This window comes from Rhizobium sp. 22-785-1, assembly GCF_053521965.1.
This window is the reverse complement of sequence record NZ_JBNWDI010000005.1, coordinates 155,724-174,970: the sequence shown is the minus strand read 5'-3', so window position 1 is coordinate 174,970 and position 19,247 is coordinate 155,724. Positions and strand designations below refer to the sequence as shown.

Below are 19,247 nucleotides of genomic sequence, written 5' to 3'. Positions count from 1 at the left end.
TCCCGTAACCCATTCGAGAAGGTGTCTGATGAACCGTCGTTTTTTGCTGTCCGGCCTCGTTGCCGCATCCTTCCTCCTGCCGGGCATCGCCTCTGCGCAGGATAAAAAAGTCCTCACCGTCTATACTTATGAGAGCTTCGTCTCCGAGTGGGGTCCAGGCCCAAAGGTGAAGGCAGCGTTCGAGAAGACCTGCGATTGCACCGTCAACTTCGTCGGCGTGGCCGATGGCGTGGCGCTCCTCAACCGGTTGAAGCTGGAAGGTGCGGGCTCCAAGGCGGATGTGGTGGTCGGTCTCGATACCAATCTTGTCGCCGAAGCCAAGGACACCGGGCTTTTCGAAGCGTCGGGTGTCGATGCTTCCGGGGCAAAAGTCCCAGGCGGCTTCAAGGATGACGTCTTCGTCCCATATGACTACGGCCACTTCGCCGTCATCTATGACACCCAGACGCTGAAGAACCCGCCCAAAAGCCTGAAAGAGCTGGTGGAGGGCGACCCGTCGCAGAAGATCGCCATTCAGGACCCTCGGACCTCGACGCCGGGTCTCGGCCTGCTGCTGTGGGTCAAGTCGGTCTATGGCGACAAGGCGCCGGAGGCTTGGACGAAGCTCAAGAACCGCGTTCTGACGGTCACGCCCGGCTGGTCGGAATCCTACGGTCTCTTCACCAAGGGCGAAGTGCCGATGGTGCTCTCCTATACCACCTCGCCCGCCTACCATATGGTGGCCGAGCACAGCGAGCGCTATCAGGCCGCAAGCTTCGAGGAAGGCCATTACATCCAGATCGAGGTCGCTGGCCTGTTGAAAAATGCGCCCGAAAAGGAGCTTGGCAAGAAATTCCTGGCCTTCATGCTTACGCCCGGCTTTCAGGATGCCATTCCGGAAAACAACTGGATGATGCCGGTCACTGCCACGTCGCAGCCGCTGCCGGATGCGTTCAGCAAGCTGGTGCAGCCGACCAAGACGTTCCTGATGTCGCCGGAAGAGGTGGCGAAGAACCGCAAGGCCTGGATCGATGAGTGGCTGACCGCGATGAGCGTGAAGTAAGCGCTAGGCGACGCCGCAGGTGATTGCGCGCAGCGACAGACGCAGGTTCTTGATGGGAGGCATGGCGGCATTCACCGCCGTGCTGCTCTTCATCGCGCTAGCGGTCGCGGCGCTTCTTTCCTTTGACAGCAATGCGGCGTCGAGCGCCCTCTTCGAACCCTATACGCTGCGCATCCTCCGGTTCACCCTTTGGCAGGCAACGCTCTCGACCGTGCTTTCGGTGGCTCTCGGACTGCCTGTTGCCTTGGCACTCGCGAGGCAGAGAGATTTTCCGGGCCGCATCTGGATCATAAGGTTGATGGCGGTGCCGATGGGGCTGCCGGTGATCGTCGGTGCCTTGGGGCTGATAGCCATCTGGGGTAGGCAGGGACTGCTCAATACGGCCCTTCTTTACGCAGGGGTGGAGCAGCCCTTCAGCATCTATGGTCTTTCCGGCATTCTCATTGCCCATGTCTTCTTCAATCTGCCTCTGGCCGTGCGCTTCTTTTTGGCGGGGCTGGAAAGAATACCGAGTGAATATTGGCGCATGAGCAGCGTTCTCGGCATGAACGCTATCTCCGCCTTCCGCTTCATCGAATGGCCGGTGGTGCGTCGGTTGGTGCCGGGGGTGGCGGGGCTGATCTTCATGCTCTGCGCCACAAGCTTCACGCTGGTACTGCTACTTGGCGGCGGTCCGGCTGCGACGACCATCGAAGTCGCGATCTATCAGGCATTGCGCTTCGATTTCGATCCGCCACGCGCCATTGCGCTGTCACTGATGCAGATCGCCATGACCGGCCTGTTGCTGGCTCTGCTTTCGCTTCTGCCGGGGGCAGATGCGGAGGGGCAAACGCAAGGCCAGGCGGTTCGTCGTTTCGATGCTTCGCGTCCGTTACGGCGGCTGTGGGACGGTATAATCCTCGTCCTTGCGGTGCTTCTGGTGGGGACGCCGCTCGTGGCAGTCGCTGCCTCCGGCCTGACTGCCGACCTGTGGCGCCTCTTGAGTGCCGAGGTGTTCCGTCGTGCGGCGATCACCAGCCTGTCCATCGCGCTCGTTTCCGCGTCGCTGGCCGTGCTGATCTCGGTCGCGCTTATCCGCGCCCGGCAAGTGATTTCGGATAGCAGCAAGCCTGGGCGGCTTGCGAAGCTTCTCTCGGCGATTTTGGGTGGCGGCGCGTCGATGGTGCTTCTGGTGCCGCCCGTGGTGCTGGGCAGTGGATGGTTTTTGCTGCTGCGCCCCTTCGGCGATGTTTCCGTCTTCGCGCCATTGCTTGTGGCACTCATCAACATGCTGATGGCCTTGCCCTTCGCCATGCGCGTTCTTGAACCCGCCTTCGCCACCCATCAGGCCAGAACCGGCAGGTTGGTTGCCAGTCTTGGTCTCACCGGCTTTTCGCGCTTTCGCCTGATCGATCTACCGGTTCTGTGGCGTGCCTTTGCCATGGCCTTTTCCTTTGCCATGGCGCTGTCGCTTGGTGATCTTGGCGCCGTCGCGCTCTTCGGTTCGGAAAGCTTCGTCACCTTGCCGTGGCTGGTCTACAGCAATATGGGAAGCTACCGCAGCAATGACGCGGCGGGCTATGCCTTCATCCTTGGCATCATCTGCCTCATCCTAGCAGCGGGCGGTGTCTCGCGCCAATCCGAGAGAGCGAAAGCATGAATATCGGTCAGGCGGATGTGCGGCTCGAACAGGTGTCGCTCAGGCTTGGGGAACAGGATTTCCTCTTCGATACGTCCTTCCAGGCGGGCAGGGTCACGGCGGTCGTCGGCTCATCGGGTTCGGGTAAATCCACCCTTCTCAACCTCGTCGCAGGTTTCGAGAGGCCGGCAACTGGCCGTGTGCTGATCGGGGTTAAGGATATGAGCGAGTACGATCCGGCCGAACGCCCAGTGTCGCTGATCTTTCAGGATAACAACCTCTTCGCCCATCTCGATATCGCCACCAATATCGGGCTTGGCATCCATCCTTCTTTGCGTCTGTCCAGCGAAGATAAGGCTCGGATTACGACCGCGCTGGAACGCGTCGGGCTCGCCGGTTTCGAGAAGCGCTTTCCGTCGAGCATGTCTGGGGGAGAACGCCAGCGGGCAGCCCTTGCGCGTGCGCTGGTACGCGAACGTTCCGTCATGCTGCTGGACGAACCCTTCGCAGCGCTCGACCCGGGTTTACGCGCAGGCATGGCAAGCCTGTTGAAAGCGCTTCATGCGGAGAGCAACAACACCGTTCTCCTCGTCACCCATCATCCCGACGACATTCGCCGGCTGGCCGATACAGTGGTCCTTCTGTCCAACGGCGAGATCGTGTTTCAGGGAACGACTCAGGCGTTCTTCTCAGCAACCGATCACCCACAGGTGATGGATTTCCTCCACCAGTAGCGCATGGCTGCGCCACAATTTGGACGCGGGGGGGTGTCAATCCTCCACACACGCAGTGAAGCTGCTCATTTTTTGCACTTGCCAATCAGGCTCAACTATTTGAGACATGTATAGAGAACGTCTTTTTTCAGGGTCTTTCCGAAATATGGATCGTTTTGGATGTTCAGGCATTTCGGTGCCTGCGGGGTGTAAGCTGATATTCTGGTCTGCATATAACGGATGATCAGGAACGTTTGGAGCGGACTGGCAGGATGATGACGCGTGTGAAGGCCTCAAAGGGCCGCTACGGTCACGAAAGGGAAAAGCGGTCGATTTCGCGGCGGGGCATCGTAGCCCTCGGTGCCGCGGCATTGATGCTGTCCTCATGCCAGTCACTGTTCAGCCCGGCTTACCAATCCACACTCAAACCCTCAGACAATCCACAGACCGTGGAAGAGGTGCAGAAGAACGATCCGCGTGCGCAGATGGGAGCGCGCGAGCATCCGCGCATCGTCGCAAGCTATGGCGGTGAATATCACGACGAGAAGACCGAGCGTCTGGTCGCCCGTATCACCGGTGCGCTGACGGCGGTGTCGGAAAATCCACAGCAGTCCTACCGCATCACCATTTTGAATTCGCCAGCCATTAACGCTTTCGCGCTGCCGGGCGGCTATCTCTATGTGACCCGCGGCCTGCTGGCGCTTGCCAATGACGCGTCTGAAGTGGCAGCCGTGCTGTCGCACGAAATGGGCCACGTCACGGCCAATCATGGCATCGAGCGTCAGCGTCGTGAAGAGGCGGAAGTCATTGCAAGCCGCGTAGTGGCGGAGGTTCTTTCCAGCGATCTCGCCGGCAAGCAGGCGCTTGCGCGCGGCAAGCTTCGTCTGGCTGCCTTCTCGCGCCAGCAGGAATTGCAGGCCGACGTGATCGGCGTGCGGATGCTGGGTGAGGCGGGTTACGACCCTTACGCCTCGCCGCGCTTCCTCGATTCCATGGCGGCTTATGCGCGCTTCACCTCGGCCGATCCCGATAGCGACCAGAGCCTCGACTTCCTGTCGAGCCATCCGAATACGCCGCAGCGTATCGAGCTTGCCAAGCGCCATGCCCGCGCCTTTGGCCAGGAAGGCCAGGTGGGTGACAAGGGTCGCGACTGGTTCCTCACGGGCATCGATGGTCTGCTCTATGGCGATAGCCCGCAAGAGGGCTATGTCCGAGGCAACACCTTCCTGCATGGCAATCTCGGCATCCGCTTCGACGTGCCGGAAGGCTTCCAGATCGACAACAAGGTGGAAGCGGTTCTGGCAACCGGCCCCGGCGATATGGCGATCCGTTTCGATGGCGTGGCCGATCCCAAGCAGACGAGCTTGCCCAACTATCTGACGAGCGGCTGGGTGGCGGGTCTTTTGCCGGATACGGTTCGGGAAATACAGGTCAACGGCTTGCCAGCGGCCACCGCCCGCGCCAGCGCCGACAAGTGGGATTTCGACGTCACCGTCATCCGTGTCGGCAACCAGATTTTCCGTTTCCTCACTGCCGTGCCGAAGGGCAGCACGCAATTGGACACAGTTGCAAATCTCCTGCGCTCCAGCTTCCGCAAGATGACGCCTGCCGAAATTTCCTCGCTGAAGCCGCTTCGTGTCCGCGTCGTCACAGTCAAGCCGGGTGAAACGGTCGCCTCGCTTGCCGCGCGGATGATGGGGACGGATCGCAAGCTGGAGCTTTTCCGCGTGCTGAACGCACTTAGCACCACGGCTGCCATCGAGCCGGGGCAGCGCGTCAAGATCATTTCGGAGTAAGCGGAGCGCGTGACCGCGCCCTCGCATCCATAGTCTCGCTCAGACTGTCGGAACGTCGAACACTTCGCCTGGACGCATCGGGCGGAATTTTTCGCGTGCGACACCCTGATCCTTTAGTGCTGCTTCCAGCGCTATGATGGGCGCATCGATCGCCTCATCGGTCAGTTGCACGGTTCCCCAATGATGGCCGCAGGCATAGGCCGCATTGCAAATCTTCATGCCCTCGACCGCTTCCGCGGGGTTCTGGTGCTGGCCCTTCATGAACCAGCGTGGCTCATAGGCGCCGAAGGGCAGGTTGGCGAGGCGGAAGCTGCCATGCTTCTTGGCGACGGCGTGATAGTTCAATCCGCTGTGAAAGCCGGTATCCCCGATATGATAGATCTTGCCGCCTGGCGTTTCGATGACGAAGGCAGCCCAAAGCGCCATGCGACGATCATTGACGCCGCGCGCCGACCAGTGGTGGCAGGGTTCGAAATGGATTCTGACATCGGGGCTGACGGCAAGTGCGTCGCCCCAGTCTCCGACCGAAATCTTCGCCGCCTCGACCTGGGTACGGATGATCGCATCATTGCCAAGCGGCGTGACGAAATGCGGCTTGTGCTCGACATGCAGCCGGTGAAGCGTTTCAAGATCAAGGTGGTCGTAGTGGTTATGCGTGACCAGCACGAGATCGATCGGCGGCAGATCCTCGAACCGAATACCGGGCGGATTGACGCGCTTGGGTCCGACAAAGCTGAAGGGACTGGTGCGCTGCGACCAGACCGGATCGATCAGAATATTCAAGCCCGCCGTCTGGATGAGGAAGGAGGCGTGGCCAACGAATGTGACGCGCAGATCCTTGCCCTCGACGCGGGCCTGAGGCTTGGCTGTCGGATAGGGGCTTGGGTAGCTCTCCGGCCACTGCGCCTTTTGGCCGTTGAAGCGCCATTTCATCAGGTCGCCAAAGCCGTTCGGCTGTTCGCCATTGGGATTGAAGAAGCGAACACCGTCGAAATGGTCCGAAACGGGGCCTTTGTAGTAAGCGCTGGCATAGGAGCGGCTGGCAAAAATGCCGCCGCTGGCAAGCAGGATGCCGCCAATGGCGGAGAGGCGAAAGAAGTTTCGACGGTTCATGATATAAGCTATAGGAAGCGGATGGATAAACGACAAGCGCCTGACCCGTAGAAGACGCTCCCCGAAGTCGTCAAATTGAGGGCGTTTCGCCAAAACGCCGGACTTGCCTTGACTTTGGCGCGCTTTTCCTGTTTATCCCGCCCGATCAGCTGGCAGTTTCAAGACTCCAAGCCACCGACCGGGACCCGCAAAGGTATAAAGAGATCCCGGAGGTCAACACCCGACAGCGCAATGCGCCCTCGGGTGCTTTTTGGCTTTGCGCGTTCTTGGGCGTCTTGTTTTTGCCAGCAAAAGCACCGACGTTTCGGGAAACCGAAACGAAGAAGGAAGAACAGATGTTTGAAAACCTCCAGGACCGCCTTGGCTCCATTCTGAATGGACTGACCGGCCGTGGCTCGCTTTCGGAAGCCGATGTTTCCGCAGCGCTGCGTGAGGTTCGCCGTGCGCTTCTGGAAGCGGACGTGGCGCTGGAAGTCGTTCGCTCCTTCACCGAAAAGGTGCGTGAAAAGGCGGTTGGTGCCTCCGTTCTGAAATCCATCAAGCCCGGCCAGATGGTCGTCAAGATCGTTCACGACGAGCTTGTCGAGATGCTGGGTTCGGAAGGTGTTTCGGTCGATCTGCATGCACCAGCGCCTGTCGTCATCATGATGGTGGGTCTGCAGGGTTCGGGTAAGACGACCACCACCGGCAAGATTGCCAAGCGGCTGACTGATCGCGAGAAGAAGAAGGTGCTGATGGCATCTCTCGATACGCGCCGTCCCGCAGCCCAGGAGCAGTTGCGCCAGCTTGGCGTGCAGACCGGCATTGACACGCTGCCGATCGTTGCCGGCCAGTCGCCGACCGATATCGCCTCGCGCGCGGTCCAGGCGGCCAAGCTTGGCGGCCATGATGTCGTGATCCTCGATACCGCCGGTCGCACCCACATTGACGAGCCGTTGATGCTGGAAATGGCCGACATTAAGAAGAAGGCCAATCCGCACGAAATCCTGCTGGTGGCCGACAGCTTGACCGGTCAAGACGCCGTCAATCTGGCGCGCAATTTCGATGAGCGCGTCGGCATTACCGGCCTCGTTCTGACCCGTATGGATGGCGATGGCCGCGGCGGTGCAGCCCTTTCGATGCGCGCCGTCACCGGCAAGCCGATCAAGCTCATCGGTACCGGCGAGCGCATGAACGAGCTGGATGAGTTTCATCCACGCCGTATTGCAGACCGCATTCTCGGCATGGGCGACATCGTTTCGCTGGTCGAAAAGGCGGCCGAAAATATCGATGCGGAAAAAGCCCGCGCCATGGCCGAGAAGATGGCTAAGGGCAAGTTCGACCTCAACGATCTGGCCGATCAGCTGCGCCAGATGCAGAAGATGGGCGGCATGGGCGGCATCATGGGACTTATGCCCGGCATGGCCGGCATGAAGGACAAGATGGCCTCTGCCGGTTTGAACGACAAGATGTTCGACCGTCAGCTGGCGATCATCTCCTCGATGACCAAGGCCGAGCGCGCCAATCCGGATATTCTCAAACATAGCCGCAAGAAGCGCATCGCTGCCGGTTCCGGCACGGATGCCGCCGAAATCAACAAGCTGCTCAAGATGCATCGCGGCATGGCCGATATGATGAAAGCCATGGGCAGCAAAGGCAAGGGCGGCATCATGAAGCAGATGATGGGCGGTCTGGCCGGCAAGATGGGGCTCGGCGGCATGGGTGGGATGCCTGATCTCGCCAATATGGACCCCAAGCAGCTTGAAGCGTTGCAGAAGCAGGCGGAGGCCGCAGGTCTCGGCAAGCCGGGTGCTCTGCCTCCCGGTCTTGGTGGGTTGCCGGGCGGATTGCCTGGTCTGGGTGGCGGCAAGCTACCGGGCCTCGGCGGTCTTCCGGGGCTTCCCGGTTTTGGCAAGAAGAAGTGAGGCCATCCGTGACCACGACAGACGTCAAAGAAAAACTCGCTGAATACCGCCAGTCCATCGACAATGTCGATGCCGCACTGGTTCACATGCTGGCCGAACGCTTCCGCTGCACCAAGGCGGTTGGCGTGTTGAAGGCCACCTACGATTTGCCGCCGGCGGACCCGGCGCGCGAAGAATACCAGATAGAACGCCTGCGCCGTCTGGCCAAGGATGCCAATCTGGATCCGGATTTCGCCGAGAAGTTCCTGAACTTCATCATCAAGGAAGTCATCCGGCATCATGAAGCAATTGCCGCTGAACACAACGGCACAGAAAAGACCGCCTGACCGGCGGGCAAGCCATTATAAGGAGAACTCACATGGCACTGAAAATTCGTCTCGCACGCGGTGGTTCCAAGAAGCGCCCGTACTACCAGATCGTCGTAGCTGACGCACGCAGCCCGCGTGACGGCCGCTTCCTCGAGAAGGTCGGCTCCTGGAACCCGATGCTGCCCAAGGACAGCGCCGATCGCATCCAGATCAATGGCGATCTCGTCAAGGAATGGCTCGCAAAGGGCGCACAGCCGACCGACCGCGTTCTGCGCTTCCTCGCAGAAGCCGGCATTGCCACGCGCGACGCTCGCAGCAACCCTGAAAAGGCAAAGCCAGGCAAGAAGGCTCTTGAGCGCGTTGCCGAGAAGAAGCAGAAGGCTGAAGACGCCGCTGCTGCTGCCGCTGAAGCTGCTGCTGCAGAATAAGTCTGGTTTATCCTTTATAGAAACGGGTGGCACGGTTTCCGCGCCGCCCGTTTTCATGTTTACTCCCCAAGGGCTTGGCGACAGATCGGCCAGGCACTAAAATCATTCGCACAAGACGCGACAACGGACGGTTCAATGGCAAAGCTGGAAAACCCCATTCTCATGGCCAGGATTGGCGCAGCCCAGGGCTTGCGCGGCGAAGTGCGGGTCAGCTCCTATACCGACGATCCGCTGGCGCTTGGCGATTACGGCAATCTGGTTGCCGCTGATGGGCGCGTATTCGAAATTCTAGAGGCGCGCCAAGGCAAGAATGTTGTCATCGTGCGCTTCCGCGGCATCAACGACCGCAACGCCGCCGAGGCTCTGAACGGCCTCGAGCTGTTCATCGATCGCGATAATCTGCCGGACGAAGATCTGGATGAGGACGAATTCTTCTACACCGATCTGGAAGGTCTCGATGTGGTCGATGCCGAGGGCAAGAGCTATGGTTCGGTCAGCGCCGTGCACGATTTCGGTGCGGGCGATCTCCTGGAACTCAAAGGGGCTGGACGCCGTCCAGCACTCATCCCCTTCACCGAAGCCGCCGTTCTCGAAATCGATCTGGAGGGCGGAAAGATTCTGATCGATCCTTTTGCGGCTGGGCTGATCGACAATCCGGAAGACGGCAAGGACGATCCCGATCATCCGATCTTCGGCAAGGGCAAGAAGTAAGCCGATGCGCTTCAAGGCAACCGTGCTGACGCTCTACCCGGAAATGTTTCCGGGGCATCTTTCCTATTCTCTGGCTGGCAAGGCGCTGGAGCGCGGCCAATGGCAGATGGAGCCGGTGCAGATCCGCGATTTTGCCACCGACAAGCATCGCAGCGTCGATGACACCCCAGCAGGTGGCGGTGCTGGCATGGTGCTGAAACCCGATGTGCTGGCAGCGGCCATCGACGCCGTCTCTGAAGGCGATACGCGACCACGCCTGCTAATGAGCCCGCGTGGCAAGCCGTTGACGCAGGAACGCGTGCGGGAACTGGCGGCAGGCGAAGGCGTCATCATCATCTGCGGTCGTTTCGAAGGCGTGGATCAACGGGTGATCGATGCGCGCGGTCTCGAAGAGGTTTGCATCGGCGACTATATTCTTTCGGGCGGCGAGCCCGCAGCCCTGACGCTTCTCGATGCGGTGGTGCGCATTCTTCCCGGCGTGATGGGCAACGACCTGTCCGGCGTGCATGAAAGTTTCGAAGGCGGACTGCTTGAGCATCCGCATTATACAAGGCCACAGGTCTGGGAAGGCCGGGACATTCCCGCCGTTTTGACCTCGGGCAATCACAAGCTGATCGACACGTGGCGGCATGAGCAGGCGCTGGCCCTGACGAGAGAGCGCCGCCCGGATTTGCTGGCCGAAACTCAAGCGGTGAAGAAGTAGTAGCCCGTCAGCAGTAGCCCGACCGTGATCACCAATGCTCGGATGATCCATTGTGGAACGCGGCGGGCAAGATAGACGCCACAATAGCCGCCGAGCGCAGAGGCGGGGATCATGATCAGCGCCGCGTGCCAGGCGACAACACCACCGCCGACGAAGACGATAATGGCGACGGCGGCAATGACGACGGCCAGCAGGTTCTTCAGGGCGTTGAGATGATGATAGGTGCCGCCTGCGGTGAGGCCGAGCACTGCGAGCATCATGATGCCCATGCCGGCACCGAAGAATCCGCCATAGATCGAGGTGAAGAACTGGCCGATTAGGCTGGCGACATTGCTTTTCGGATGCTCTTCATTCGAGCGCGGACGGAGCAACGGCCCGGCGGCAAAGAGGGCAGTGGCCGCAAGCAGAAGCCACGGCACCATCTGGCGGAAGGACGGGTTGTCGAGCGAGAGAAGCAGCAGGGCGCCCCCCGTCGAGCCAAGGATCGAGAGAATGGAGAGCAGGACCGCGCCCTTCCAGTGGGCGCGAATTTCCGGCCAGTAGGCGATGACCGAGGTGACGTAGCCGGGAAACTGGACGATGGAGGAGGTGGCATTGGCGGAAATGGGGGCGATACCCGCCACGGTCATGGCACCGAAAGTCAGGAATGTACCGCCGCCGGCAATGGCATTGACCGCGCCGGACAGAAAACCGCTGACGAACAGCATGAGAATGATTGCAATGGACATGGCCCCTCCCGGCGTTCCATCTCCCATATAAGCAGATATCATTTCCGGCAATCAGGTCACGACCGACAAAATATTGTCACGAAAGGGATGACAAAGCGGCGATCTTCCTGTATTGGCCCGCGTGGAATTGGGCTTATGCCCATTAACCGCAAGCAAAGAATGGCGAACCCGCTCCTGCCGCAAGGCACAATTCCAAGGACAGGATCCAAGGAATGATCTCGTTGAGCGCTCTGGCTGTTTCAGAAGAACTCAGAGGTTAACATGACCAACATTATTGCACAGCTGGAAGCCGAACAGGCCGCCAAGATCGAAGCGAAGCGCAAGCTTCCTGAATTTTCTCCTGGCGACACCGTTCGCGTCAACGTGCGCGTTACCGAAGGTAACCGTACCCGCGTACAGGCTTACGAAGGCGTCGTTATCGCTCGCTCCGGCGGCGGTCTCAACGAGAACTTCACCGTTCGCAAGATCTCCTACGGCGAAGGCGTAGAGCGCGTATTCCCGGTTTACTCTCCGCTGGTTGAAGGCGTTGAGATCGTTCGCCGCGGTAAGGTTCGCCGCGCGAAGCTCTACTACCTGCGCGACCGTCGCGGCAAGTCCGCTCGTATCGTTGAAGACACCGGCGTTCGCGCTCGCAAGCTCAACGACGCCGAGCGTCAGGCTGCTGCCGAGGAAAAGGCACGCATCGAGGCTGAAAAGGTTGCAGCAGCACAGGCTCTGGCCGCCGAAAAGGCAGCAGCAGAAGCCGCTGAAGCCAAGGCAGCTGAAGAAGCTGCAGCAGCAAAAGCTGCTGAAGGCGCAGCTGAATAAGCTTTCGCTTTTGGGATTTTCGAAAAGGCGGTCTTCGGGCCGCCTTTTTTGTTTTGGGATTTCGTTGCCTGCCGCGCCACGAGCGTTCTACTCGGAAGCCAGGTTAAAAGACGGGTGGCATTCTAACCGCCGCCGTTTTCTTGAAACGCATATCTCTTGCGTGGCGGGTTCAAAGCGTGTCAATTTCCGCCATGTTTTTCAGGAGGCCGCCGTTGTTCAGACGCTCGTTTTTCATTGCCATCGCCGCAACGCTGCTATCGCCGGTTCTCGCATCGGCCGCCGATCTGCCGGATCTGAAGGGTCGCGAGATCGTCGTGGTGACGGAAAACGCCTATCCGCCGCTGCAATTCGTCGATCCGAAGACGGGCAAGCCGATCGGTTGGGAATATGATGCGATGAACGAGATCGCCAAGCGGCTGAATGCCAAGGTCGAGTATCAGAACGCCTCATGGGATGCGATGATTCCAGCTGTCTCCGCCGGGCAGTACGACATCGGCATGACCGGCATCAGCATCAAGGACGAGCGCAAGGAGAAGGTGGATTTTTCCAATCCCTACATGCGCTCGGAAATGTTCATGCTGGTGCGGGCAGACGAGACGCGCTTTACCGATGCCAAGAGCTTTGCGGCCTTCGACAAGGGGCTGGTCGGTGCTCAGGCTGGCACAACGCCTTTCTACACGGCCGTTTACGATATTCTCGATGGCAATGAGCAGAACCCGCGCATCAAGCTGATGGAAACCTTCGGTGCCACCGTGCAGGCGCTGCGCACCGGGGATGTCGATCTGGTGCTGACAGATGGCGTTGCCGGCAAGGGCTATGTCGATTCGTCGAATGGCACGCTGAAGCTGATCGGCGGGCCGCTCGGCGGCGACGATTTCGGCTTCATCTTCAAGAAGGGCTCCGATCTCGTGGCACCCGTCAATGCCGCGATTGCTGCCTTGAAGGCAGACGGCACCTTTGCCGCGCTCGATAAGAAGTGGTTCCTGGATTACAAGCTTGGCGAATAAGCGAATGGGCCTTTCGTTCTGCCCGGGCGTTCGGCTTTGAAGCGCCCGCCTTCGAGACATGCCGCCGATGATTTTCCTTGGTGGCTGGTGGCTCTGATTGGTATCGGCGCCATTCTTGCGGTGGTGATTGCCGTCAACGGCATCTATGCGCAGGTCTTCACCACGGTAATCAACGGCATCGGCATGACGGTCTTCGTGACGCTGGCCGCCTTCTTGCTTGCCTGCCTTTGGGGCCTGCTGATCGCGCTGCTCGGCATGGCCGATAGCATCCTGCTGCGACAGATCGCACGGTTTTACATCGAGACCATGCGCGGCATTCCGATCCTGGTCGTGCTGTTCTACATCGCCTTTGCCGGTGCGCCGCTTCTTGTCGATGGCATCAACTGGCTGATGACGCCGTTGATTGCTTCCGGTTGGGTCGAGCCGGTTATCGTGCGCGACTTTTCCCTGACGTGGAGGGCAATTCTGGCACTGACGCTCTGCTACGGAGCGTTCCTCGCCGAAATCTTCAGGGCGGGTATCGAGGCTGTCGATCAAGGCCAGATCGAGGCGGCAAAGGCGCTTGGGCTTAGCCGCTACCAGCGTTTCAGGCTGGTGATCTTTCCCCAGGCGGTGCGGACTATCTTTCCGCCGCTCTCCAATGATTTCGTTTCGATGGTGAAGGATAGCTCGCTGGTCTCGGTGCTGGGTGTCGCGGATATCACGCAGCTCGGCAAGGTCTATGCGGCGGGATCGTTCCGCTTCTTCGAGACCTATTCCATCGTCGCTTACGTCTATCTGATCCTGACGCTCGGACTGTCGCTGATCCTGCGGCGCATCGAAAAAGGGATGCGCCGCAAGCAGGGGCGTTGAGAGCCTCAGGCCTTCACATTGGGCTGCGATGTGATCTGCCTGGCGATCATTCGTCCGGCGATGATCACGAGCACACCGGCAATCGCCAGACAGGCCGAGAGGAAGAACATCGGTGCGATGGTGCTTCCCGTCTCATCTCTGATCCAGGGAACGACGTTCTGGGCAACGAAGCCGCCGAGATTGCCGACCGAGTTGATGGCTGCCAGACCGGCTGCAGCGCCCGCACCCTTCAGGAACCGACCGGGAAGGCTCCAGAACACGGGTTGTCCGGCAAAGATGCCAGCGGCTGCGATGCAGAGGAAGGCGAACTGCGCAACCGGCGCGGTCATCAAAGCGGACATCAGGAGGCAGAAGGCGCCGACAAAGGCAGGCACGACGATATAGGTGATCTTCTTCTCAGACCGGTCGGCAGCCGACGGCACCAGATAAAGTGCAACGGCAACGATCAGCCACGGAATGATGTTGATGAAGCCATTCGCGGTGTTCGACACGCCGAAGCTCTTGACGATGGTCGGCAGCCAGTAGCTGAGGCCATAGGCCGCAAGCGGAAAGCCGACATAGCAAAGCGACATGAAAAGAACGCGCGGATTGATCAGCGCGCGGAAGCCATCCTCGGCATGTTCGTCCATACCGGAGTTTTCCGATGCGATGCGCTTGTGCAACCAGTCCTTTTCGTCCTGCGACAGGAACTTCGCCGTCTCGGGCTTATCGTCGAGGTAAAAGATCGTGACGATGCCTGCGATCACCGCCGGAATGCCGGTCGCAAGGAAAACCCACTCCCAACCCGCGTAACCCCAGAGCCCGTCGAGATCGAGCAGCATTCCGCCAAGCGGTGCGCCGATGGCGTTGGCAAGTGCTGAGAAGATCATGAAAAGACCGACCATGCGGCCGCGATAATCGCGCGGGAACCACAGCGTCAGGAGATAGAGGACGCCGGGAAAGAAACCGGCCTCGCAGACGCCGAGAAGAAAGCGCAGGATATAGAACATGGTGGGGCTGCTGGTATAGGCGAGCGCAATCGTCACAAGCCCCCAGGAGATGATGATGCGGGCAAACCAGAGCCTTGCGCCAAATCGGTTCAGCAGAAGGTTGCTCGGCACTTCGAAGATGAAATAGCCGATGAAGAACAGCGACGCGCCAAGGCCATAGGCATATTCGCTCAGCCCCAGATCGCCGACCATCTGCAGCTTGGCGAAGCTGACATTCTGACGGTCGATATAGGCGATGAGATAAAGGATGCCGAGAAATGGCATCAGGCGCCATGTGATTTTTGAAATAAGTGTTTTTTCAGATACCAATGTGTATCCCTCCCTGTCGGCGGCACGCCGAGGTGCTGCCCGAGTTGACGAGACCGTGTCTCACGCAGCCTTCACGGCATGGTTGAGCAAGCGGTTCCGGTGCCGTCCTAACGTCAGACGCGAGACATTTATCCCGCACGCAACGTCCGGCATTTCTTTTTGCATTGCACAAAAAGAGATTTCTTAAATATCCTACCAGCCGTTTTCAATCACAAAGCGCCATGTTGCTGTTGAAAAGCCGATCTGCTATGAAATGGCCATGGGATCGAAATTCGGATGTCTCGCGCCAAATATTTTCGTGCTGCAGGATCACAAGCGTCTGCCGGCACGATTTTTCGCGCGTATTTCCGGCGCGTTCAATGGCCGACTTACGTCCGCCTGATGGCCTGAGAAGGCTGTCGGCCTTTACTCCACATCCCCACTTTCCTTTTTGACATTCGAATGGATAAAGCCATGAGCGCACCGCGTACTCTGTATGATAAAATCTGGGATGATCACGTCGTCAATCGCGACCCCGATGGAACCTGTCTTCTCTATATAGACCGTCACCTGGTGCATGAGGTGACGTCGCCGCAAGCATTCGAAGGCCTGCGCATGGCCGGTCGTCCGGTTCATTCGCCCACCCGCACGCTCGCCGTCGTCGACCACAACGTGCCGACCACGGCTGATCGCGTGGAAGGCATCAAGAACGAGGAAAGCCGAATCCAGGTGGAAGCGCTGGCGCAAAACGCCAAGGAATTCGGCCTCGAATATTATTCCGAGCGTGATAAGCGCCAGGGCATTGTCCACATCGTCGGGCCGGAGCAGGGCTTTACCCTGCCAGGCATGACCATCGTCTGCGGCGATAGCCACACCTCCACCCATGGCGCTTTCGGTGCGCTGGCGCATGGTATCGGCACGTCCGAAGTCGAGCATGTTCTGGCAACGCAGACGCTGATCCAGAGGAAGGCCAAGAACATGCTGGTGCGTGTCGATGGCAAGATTCCCGAAGGCGTTACGGCGAAGGACATCATTCTCGCCATCATCGGCGAGATCGGCACGGCAGGCGGCACGGGCCACGTCATCGAATTTGCCGGTGAGGCGATCCAGTCGCTGTCGATGGAAGGCCGCATGACGGTCTGCAACATGACGATCGAGGGCGGCGCGCGCGCTGGCCTGATTGCCCCCGATGAGACGACCTTCGAATACATAAAGGACAAGCCGCGCGCGCCGAAGGGCGAGACGCTGGAACAGGCGATTGCCTATTGGAAGACGCTGAAGTCGGACGAAGGCGCCCATTACGACAAGGTCGTGGTGCTGGATGCCGCCAACCTGCCGCCCATCGTCTCCTGGGGCTCGTCGCCGGAAGACGTCGTTTCGGTTCAAGGCATCGTGCCGAACCCGGACGATATTGCCGATGAGAACAAGCGCAATTCCAAGTGGCGCGCGCTCGACTATATGGGCCTGAAGCCCGGCACCAAGATGACCGATATCGCCATCGATCGCGTGTTCATCGGCTCCTGCACCAATGGCCGTATCGAGGATCTGCGCGCCGCCGCCAAGATCGTCGAAGGCCGCAAGGTAGCGCCAACCGTTTCGGCCATGATCGTGCCGGGCTCCGGCCTCGTCAAGGAACAGGCCGAGAAGGAAGGTCTGGACAAGATCTTCCTCGAGGCAGGCTTCGAGTGGCGCGAGCCGGGCTGCTCCATGTGCCTGGCGATGAATGACGACCGTCTGGCACCCGGCGAGCGTTGCGCCTCCACCTCGAACCGCAACTTCGAAGGACGTCAGGGCTACAAGAGCCGCACACATCTGGTTTCGCCTGCCATGGCTGCAGCCGCAGCGGTTGCCGGTCACTTCGTCGATGTGCGTGAGTGGCAGTAAGCATTCACCGTGATGGAGACTTTCGCACCCCCGGGTCATTCCGGGGGTGTTTTTTCTGGCTCTCTGCGCATCTGCTTTTCCTGCAGCCAGACTGGTAATTCCCCTGCTATTCCGCCATATAGGGGCAAATGAGGCGCTTGTTGCGCACTCCTCTCAGCAAGGTCAGGCACATGACGCAGACGGTCGAATTCGCGAAGATGAACGGGCTTGGCAACAAGATCCTGGTTGTCGATATGCGCGGCCGCAAGGACATGGTCTCCCCGCAAGCGGCCATCGCGCTGAATGCCGATGCCGAGACCGCCTTTGACCAGATCATGGCGATCCACGATCCACGTGTGGCGGGCACCGATGCCTATATCGACATTCTCAATTGCGATGGCACCAAGGCGCAGGCCTGTGGCAATGGCACACGCTGCGTGGTGCAGGCACTTGCCGCCGAGACCGGCAAGAAGGCCTTCACCTTCCAGACGGTCGCCGGCATTCTGAATGCCACCGAGCGTGAGGACGGGATGATTTCCGTCGATATGGGGCAACCCCGCTTTCACTGGCGCGATATTCCGCTTGCGGAAGAGTTTCACGATACAAGCCGCATCGAATTGCAGATCGGCCCGATCGACGAGCCGGTGCTTCATTCGCCTGCCGTCATGTCCATGGGCAACCCGCACGCCATCTTCTGGGTGGATCGCGATCCGATGGAATTCGATCTGGCGCGCTTCGGACCGCTGCTAGAAAACCATCCGATGTTTCCGGAAAAAGCCAATATTACGCTTGCGCAGGTCATTTCCGACACCCGCCTTCGCACCCGCACTTTCGAGCGTGGTGCTGGGCTGACGCTTGCCTGCGGATCTGCCGCCTGCGCTGCTGCCGTCTCGGGGGCGCGGACCGGTCGCACCGGTCGTCGCGTCGAGATCGATGTGGCTTCCAGCCCCGTGCGTATTCCACTCACCATAGAATGGCGCGAGGACAACCACGTCATCATGACCGGTCCCGCTGAATGGGAATGGGCTGGACAAGTCGATCCCGTCACCGGCCAATGGACGCGTGAGGTGGGCGTGAAGCAGGGCGTCCTATGAGCGGTGTCGAGGTCATAACCTTCGGCTGCCGCCTCAATACCTATGAATCGGAAGTGATGCGGGCTGAGGCCGAAAAGGCGGGGCTCAACAACGCGGTGCTGGTCAATACCTGCGCGGTGACGGGCGAGGCCGTGCGCCAGGCGCGTCAGGCGATCCGCCGGGCGCGCCGCGACAATCCGCATGCGCGCATCATCGTCACCGGCTGCGCTGCCCAGACCGAGAAGCAGACCTTTGCCGCCATGCCGGAAGTCGATGCCGTTCTCGGCAATGAGGAGAAGCTGAAGAGCACCTCCTACCGTGCCCTGCCGGATTTCGGCGTCTCGGCGGAAGAGAAGCTGCGCGTCAACGACATCATGAGTGTGAAGGCCACTGCGCCGCAGATGGTCAAGCACATCGATGGGCATGTGCGGGCTTTCATCCAGGTGCAGAATGGCTGCGATCACCGCTGTACCTTCTGCATCATCCCCTACGGACGCGGCAATTCCCGCTCCGTGCCGATGGGTGCAGTGGTGGATCAGGCACGCAAGCTGACCGAGAGCGGTTATCGAGAAATCGTGCTGACCGGTGTCGATGCCACGAGTTATGGTGCCGATCTGCCGGGCGAACCCTCGCTGGGTTACCTGGCGAAGACGCTGCTGAAGCAGGTGCCAGATATTCTCAGACTCAGGCTCTCCTCCATCGACAGCATCGAGGCGGATCGTCATCTGATGGACCTGATTGCCGACGAGCCGCGCTTCATGCCGCATCTGCATCTGTCGTTGCAGCATGGCGACGACATGATCCTGAAGCGGATGAAGCGCCGCCATCTGCGAGACGATGCCATTAGCTTCTGCCGCGAGGTCCGCGCTCTTCGCCCGGAGATGGCGTTTGGCGCCGACATGATCGCCGGTTTCCCGACCGAGACGGACGAGATGGCGGAGAATGCCGCCACACTTGCGGAAGAGTGCGGCATTTCCAGCCTGCATGTGTTCCCCTACAGTCCACGCCCCGGCACGCCCGCTGCCAGGATGCCGCAGCTCGACCGTGCGCTGGTGAAGGAACGGGCGGCAAGGCTTCGTGCTCGCGGCGAGGCGCTGCGTATCGCGCATCTTGACGCCATGGTCGGAAGTGAGCAGACGATCCTCGTGGAAAACAATGGTTTTGCCCATACGGACAACTTTACCCTGGTGGCGGCCCCTGATCTTGCGCCGCGCACTCTTGCGCGGGTTGCCATTACGGGCCACAACGGTAAGCACTTGAATATGCAATATCTGGCGGCGCAAGCGGCCTGAAAAATCACGAGA

The 19,247-nt window shown here is 59.8% G+C and carries 18 protein-coding genes; 15 read left to right on the top strand and 3 right to left on the bottom strand.

The genetic code is table 11. The features are described 5' to 3' along the window. Nucleotides 1-28 precede the first annotated feature (28 nt). From thiB to ACQZ5M_RS12375, 4 genes are all read left to right on the top strand, one after another. The gene (gene thiB / locus ACQZ5M_RS12390) at nt 29-1,042 is read left to right on the top strand and encodes a thiamine ABC transporter substrate binding subunit (protein WP_449079893.1); all 1,014 of its coding nucleotides are present in this window, start codon (nt 29-31) and stop codon (nt 1,040-1,042) included. Between the two features lie 19 nt (nt 1,043-1,061). Further along, a complete protein-coding gene (gene thiP / locus ACQZ5M_RS12385; RefSeq protein ID WP_449079892.1) occupies nt 1,062-2,681 on the top strand; it encodes a thiamine/thiamine pyrophosphate ABC transporter permease ThiP in 1,620 nt (539 codons plus the stop codon). Then, the gene (locus ACQZ5M_RS12380) at nt 2,678-3,394 is read left to right on the top strand and encodes a thiamine ABC transporter ATP-binding protein (protein ID WP_296073699.1); all 717 of its coding nucleotides are present in this window, start codon (nt 2,678-2,680) and stop codon (nt 3,392-3,394) included. The genes thiP and ACQZ5M_RS12380 overlap by 4 nt, the downstream gene beginning before the upstream one ends. A gap of 254 nt (nt 3,395-3,648) precedes the next feature. Then, complete coding sequence (locus ACQZ5M_RS12375; RefSeq protein WP_449079955.1) at nt 3,649-5,169, top strand: M48 family metalloprotease; 1,521 nt, start codon at nt 3,649-3,651, stop codon at nt 5,167-5,169. Between the two features lie 39 nt (nt 5,170-5,208). Here the strand turns inward: ACQZ5M_RS12375 and ACQZ5M_RS12370 are convergent, their stop codons facing one another. Further along, nucleotides 5,209-6,282 (bottom strand): MBL fold metallo-hydrolase, encoded by a 1,074-nt coding sequence (locus tag ACQZ5M_RS12370; RefSeq protein WP_296034798.1) that lies wholly within the window; start codon nt 6,280-6,282, stop codon nt 5,209-5,211. A 335-nt stretch (nt 6,283-6,617) separates the two neighbouring features. On the opposite strand from ACQZ5M_RS12370, the gene ffh reads away from it, so the two are divergent. The 5 genes from ffh (at nt 6,618) to trmD (ending at nt 10,336) form a co-directional block, all read left to right on the top strand. Beyond that, on the top strand, nt 6,618-8,186 hold the full coding sequence (gene ffh / locus ACQZ5M_RS12365) for a signal recognition particle protein (RefSeq protein ID WP_449079891.1): 1,569 nt from the start codon (nt 6,618-6,620) through the stop codon (nt 8,184-8,186). An 8-nt stretch (nt 8,187-8,194) separates the two neighbouring features. Further along, entirely contained in the window at nt 8,195-8,512 is a 318-nt protein-coding gene (locus ACQZ5M_RS12360; RefSeq protein WP_062444677.1) for a chorismate mutase, read from the top strand. A gap of 32 nt (nt 8,513-8,544) precedes the next feature. Further along, the gene (rpsP, locus tag ACQZ5M_RS12355) at nt 8,545-8,922 is read left to right on the top strand and encodes a 30S ribosomal protein S16 (protein ID WP_296013982.1); all 378 of its coding nucleotides are present in this window, start codon (nt 8,545-8,547) and stop codon (nt 8,920-8,922) included. Between the two features lie 135 nt (nt 8,923-9,057). Next, on the top strand, nt 9,058-9,633 hold the full coding sequence (gene rimM / locus ACQZ5M_RS12350; protein WP_449079890.1) for a ribosome maturation factor RimM: 576 nt from the start codon (nt 9,058-9,060) through the stop codon (nt 9,631-9,633). A gap of 4 nt (nt 9,634-9,637) precedes the next feature. Further along, complete coding sequence (gene trmD / locus ACQZ5M_RS12345; RefSeq protein WP_449079889.1) at nt 9,638-10,336, top strand: tRNA (guanosine(37)-N1)-methyltransferase TrmD; 699 nt, start codon at nt 9,638-9,640, stop codon at nt 10,334-10,336. Here trmD and ACQZ5M_RS12340 read toward each other — a convergent pair. Further along, nucleotides 10,318-11,064: a sulfite exporter TauE/SafE family protein gene (locus tag ACQZ5M_RS12340; RefSeq protein WP_449079888.1), complete on the bottom strand. Its 747-nt coding sequence runs from the start codon at nt 11,062-11,064 to the stop codon at nt 10,318-10,320. The two genes, trmD and ACQZ5M_RS12340, sit on opposite strands and share 19 nt — an antisense overlap. Nucleotides 11,065-11,325: 261 nt before the next feature. On the opposite strand from ACQZ5M_RS12340, the gene rplS reads away from it, so the two are divergent. The 3 genes from rplS (at nt 11,326) to ACQZ5M_RS12325 (ending at nt 13,730) form a co-directional block, all read left to right on the top strand. Beyond that, nucleotides 11,326-11,871, top strand: coding sequence for a 50S ribosomal protein L19 (rplS, locus tag ACQZ5M_RS12335; protein WP_027673599.1), 546 nt, complete (start codon nt 11,326-11,328; stop codon nt 11,869-11,871). Between the two features lie 212 nt (nt 11,872-12,083). Beyond that, on the top strand, nt 12,084-12,878 hold the full coding sequence (locus ACQZ5M_RS12330) for a transporter substrate-binding domain-containing protein (protein WP_296080908.1): 795 nt from the start codon (nt 12,084-12,086) through the stop codon (nt 12,876-12,878). Between the two features lie 36 nt (nt 12,879-12,914). Continuing rightward, nucleotides 12,915-13,730 (top strand): amino acid ABC transporter permease, encoded by an 816-nt coding sequence (locus ACQZ5M_RS12325; RefSeq protein WP_449079887.1) that lies wholly within the window; start codon nt 12,915-12,917, stop codon nt 13,728-13,730. 5 nt (nt 13,731-13,735) lie between these two features. On the opposite strand, the gene ACQZ5M_RS12320 is transcribed toward ACQZ5M_RS12325, so the two are convergent. Then, nucleotides 13,736-15,028 (bottom strand): MFS transporter, encoded by a 1,293-nt coding sequence (locus tag ACQZ5M_RS12320; protein WP_449079886.1) that lies wholly within the window; start codon nt 15,026-15,028, stop codon nt 13,736-13,738. A gap of 453 nt (nt 15,029-15,481) precedes the next feature. Between ACQZ5M_RS12320 and leuC the strand changes: the two genes are divergently transcribed. The 3 genes from leuC to mtaB all read left to right on the top strand — a co-directional run bounded on the left by leuC (nt 15,482) and on the right by mtaB (nt 19,235). Further along, nucleotides 15,482-16,891, top strand: coding sequence for a 3-isopropylmalate dehydratase large subunit (leuC, locus tag ACQZ5M_RS12315; protein ID WP_296013993.1), 1,410 nt, complete (start codon nt 15,482-15,484; stop codon nt 16,889-16,891). A 170-nt stretch (nt 16,892-17,061) separates the two neighbouring features. After that, on the top strand, nt 17,062-17,964 hold the full coding sequence (dapF, locus tag ACQZ5M_RS12310; protein WP_449079885.1) for a diaminopimelate epimerase: 903 nt from the start codon (nt 17,062-17,064) through the stop codon (nt 17,962-17,964). Continuing rightward, nucleotides 17,961-19,235 (top strand): tRNA (N(6)-L-threonylcarbamoyladenosine(37)-C(2))-methylthiotransferase MtaB, encoded by a 1,275-nt coding sequence (mtaB, locus tag ACQZ5M_RS12305; RefSeq protein WP_449079884.1) that lies wholly within the window; start codon nt 17,961-17,963, stop codon nt 19,233-19,235. Before dapF ends, mtaB begins: the two co-directional genes overlap by 4 nt. Nucleotides 19,236-19,247 lie beyond the last annotated feature (12 nt).

Coding starts and splice junctions, on each gene's coding strand:
- thiB (WP_449079893.1), top strand. CDS start 29: ATGAACCGTCGTTTTTTGCTGTCCGGCCTCGTTGCCGCATCCTTCCTC.
- rimM (WP_449079890.1), top strand. CDS start 9,058: ATGGCAAAGCTGGAAAACCCCATTCTCATGGCCAGGATTGGCGCAGCC.
- ACQZ5M_RS12370 (WP_296034798.1), bottom strand. CDS start 6,282: ATGAACCGTCGAAACTTCTTTCGCCTCTCCGCCATTGGCGGCATCCTG.
- dapF (WP_449079885.1), top strand. CDS start 17,062: ATGACGCAGACGGTCGAATTCGCGAAGATGAACGGGCTTGGCAACAAG.
- ACQZ5M_RS12375 (WP_449079955.1), top strand. CDS start 3,649: ATGACGCGTGTGAAGGCCTCAAAGGGCCGCTACGGTCACGAAAGGGAA.
- rpsP (WP_296013982.1), top strand. CDS start 8,545: ATGGCACTGAAAATTCGTCTCGCACGCGGTGGTTCCAAGAAGCGCCCG.
- ACQZ5M_RS12380 (WP_296073699.1), top strand. CDS start 2,678: ATGAATATCGGTCAGGCGGATGTGCGGCTCGAACAGGTGTCGCTCAGG.
- ffh (WP_449079891.1), top strand. CDS start 6,618: ATGTTTGAAAACCTCCAGGACCGCCTTGGCTCCATTCTGAATGGACTG.
- leuC (WP_296013993.1), top strand. CDS start 15,482: ATGAGCGCACCGCGTACTCTGTATGATAAAATCTGGGATGATCACGTC.
- mtaB (WP_449079884.1), top strand. CDS start 17,961: ATGAGCGGTGTCGAGGTCATAACCTTCGGCTGCCGCCTCAATACCTAT.
- trmD (WP_449079889.1), top strand. CDS start 9,638: ATGCGCTTCAAGGCAACCGTGCTGACGCTCTACCCGGAAATGTTTCCG.
- rplS (WP_027673599.1), top strand. CDS start 11,326: ATGACCAACATTATTGCACAGCTGGAAGCCGAACAGGCCGCCAAGATC.
- ACQZ5M_RS12340 (WP_449079888.1), bottom strand. CDS start 11,064: ATGTCCATTGCAATCATTCTCATGCTGTTCGTCAGCGGTTTTCTGTCC.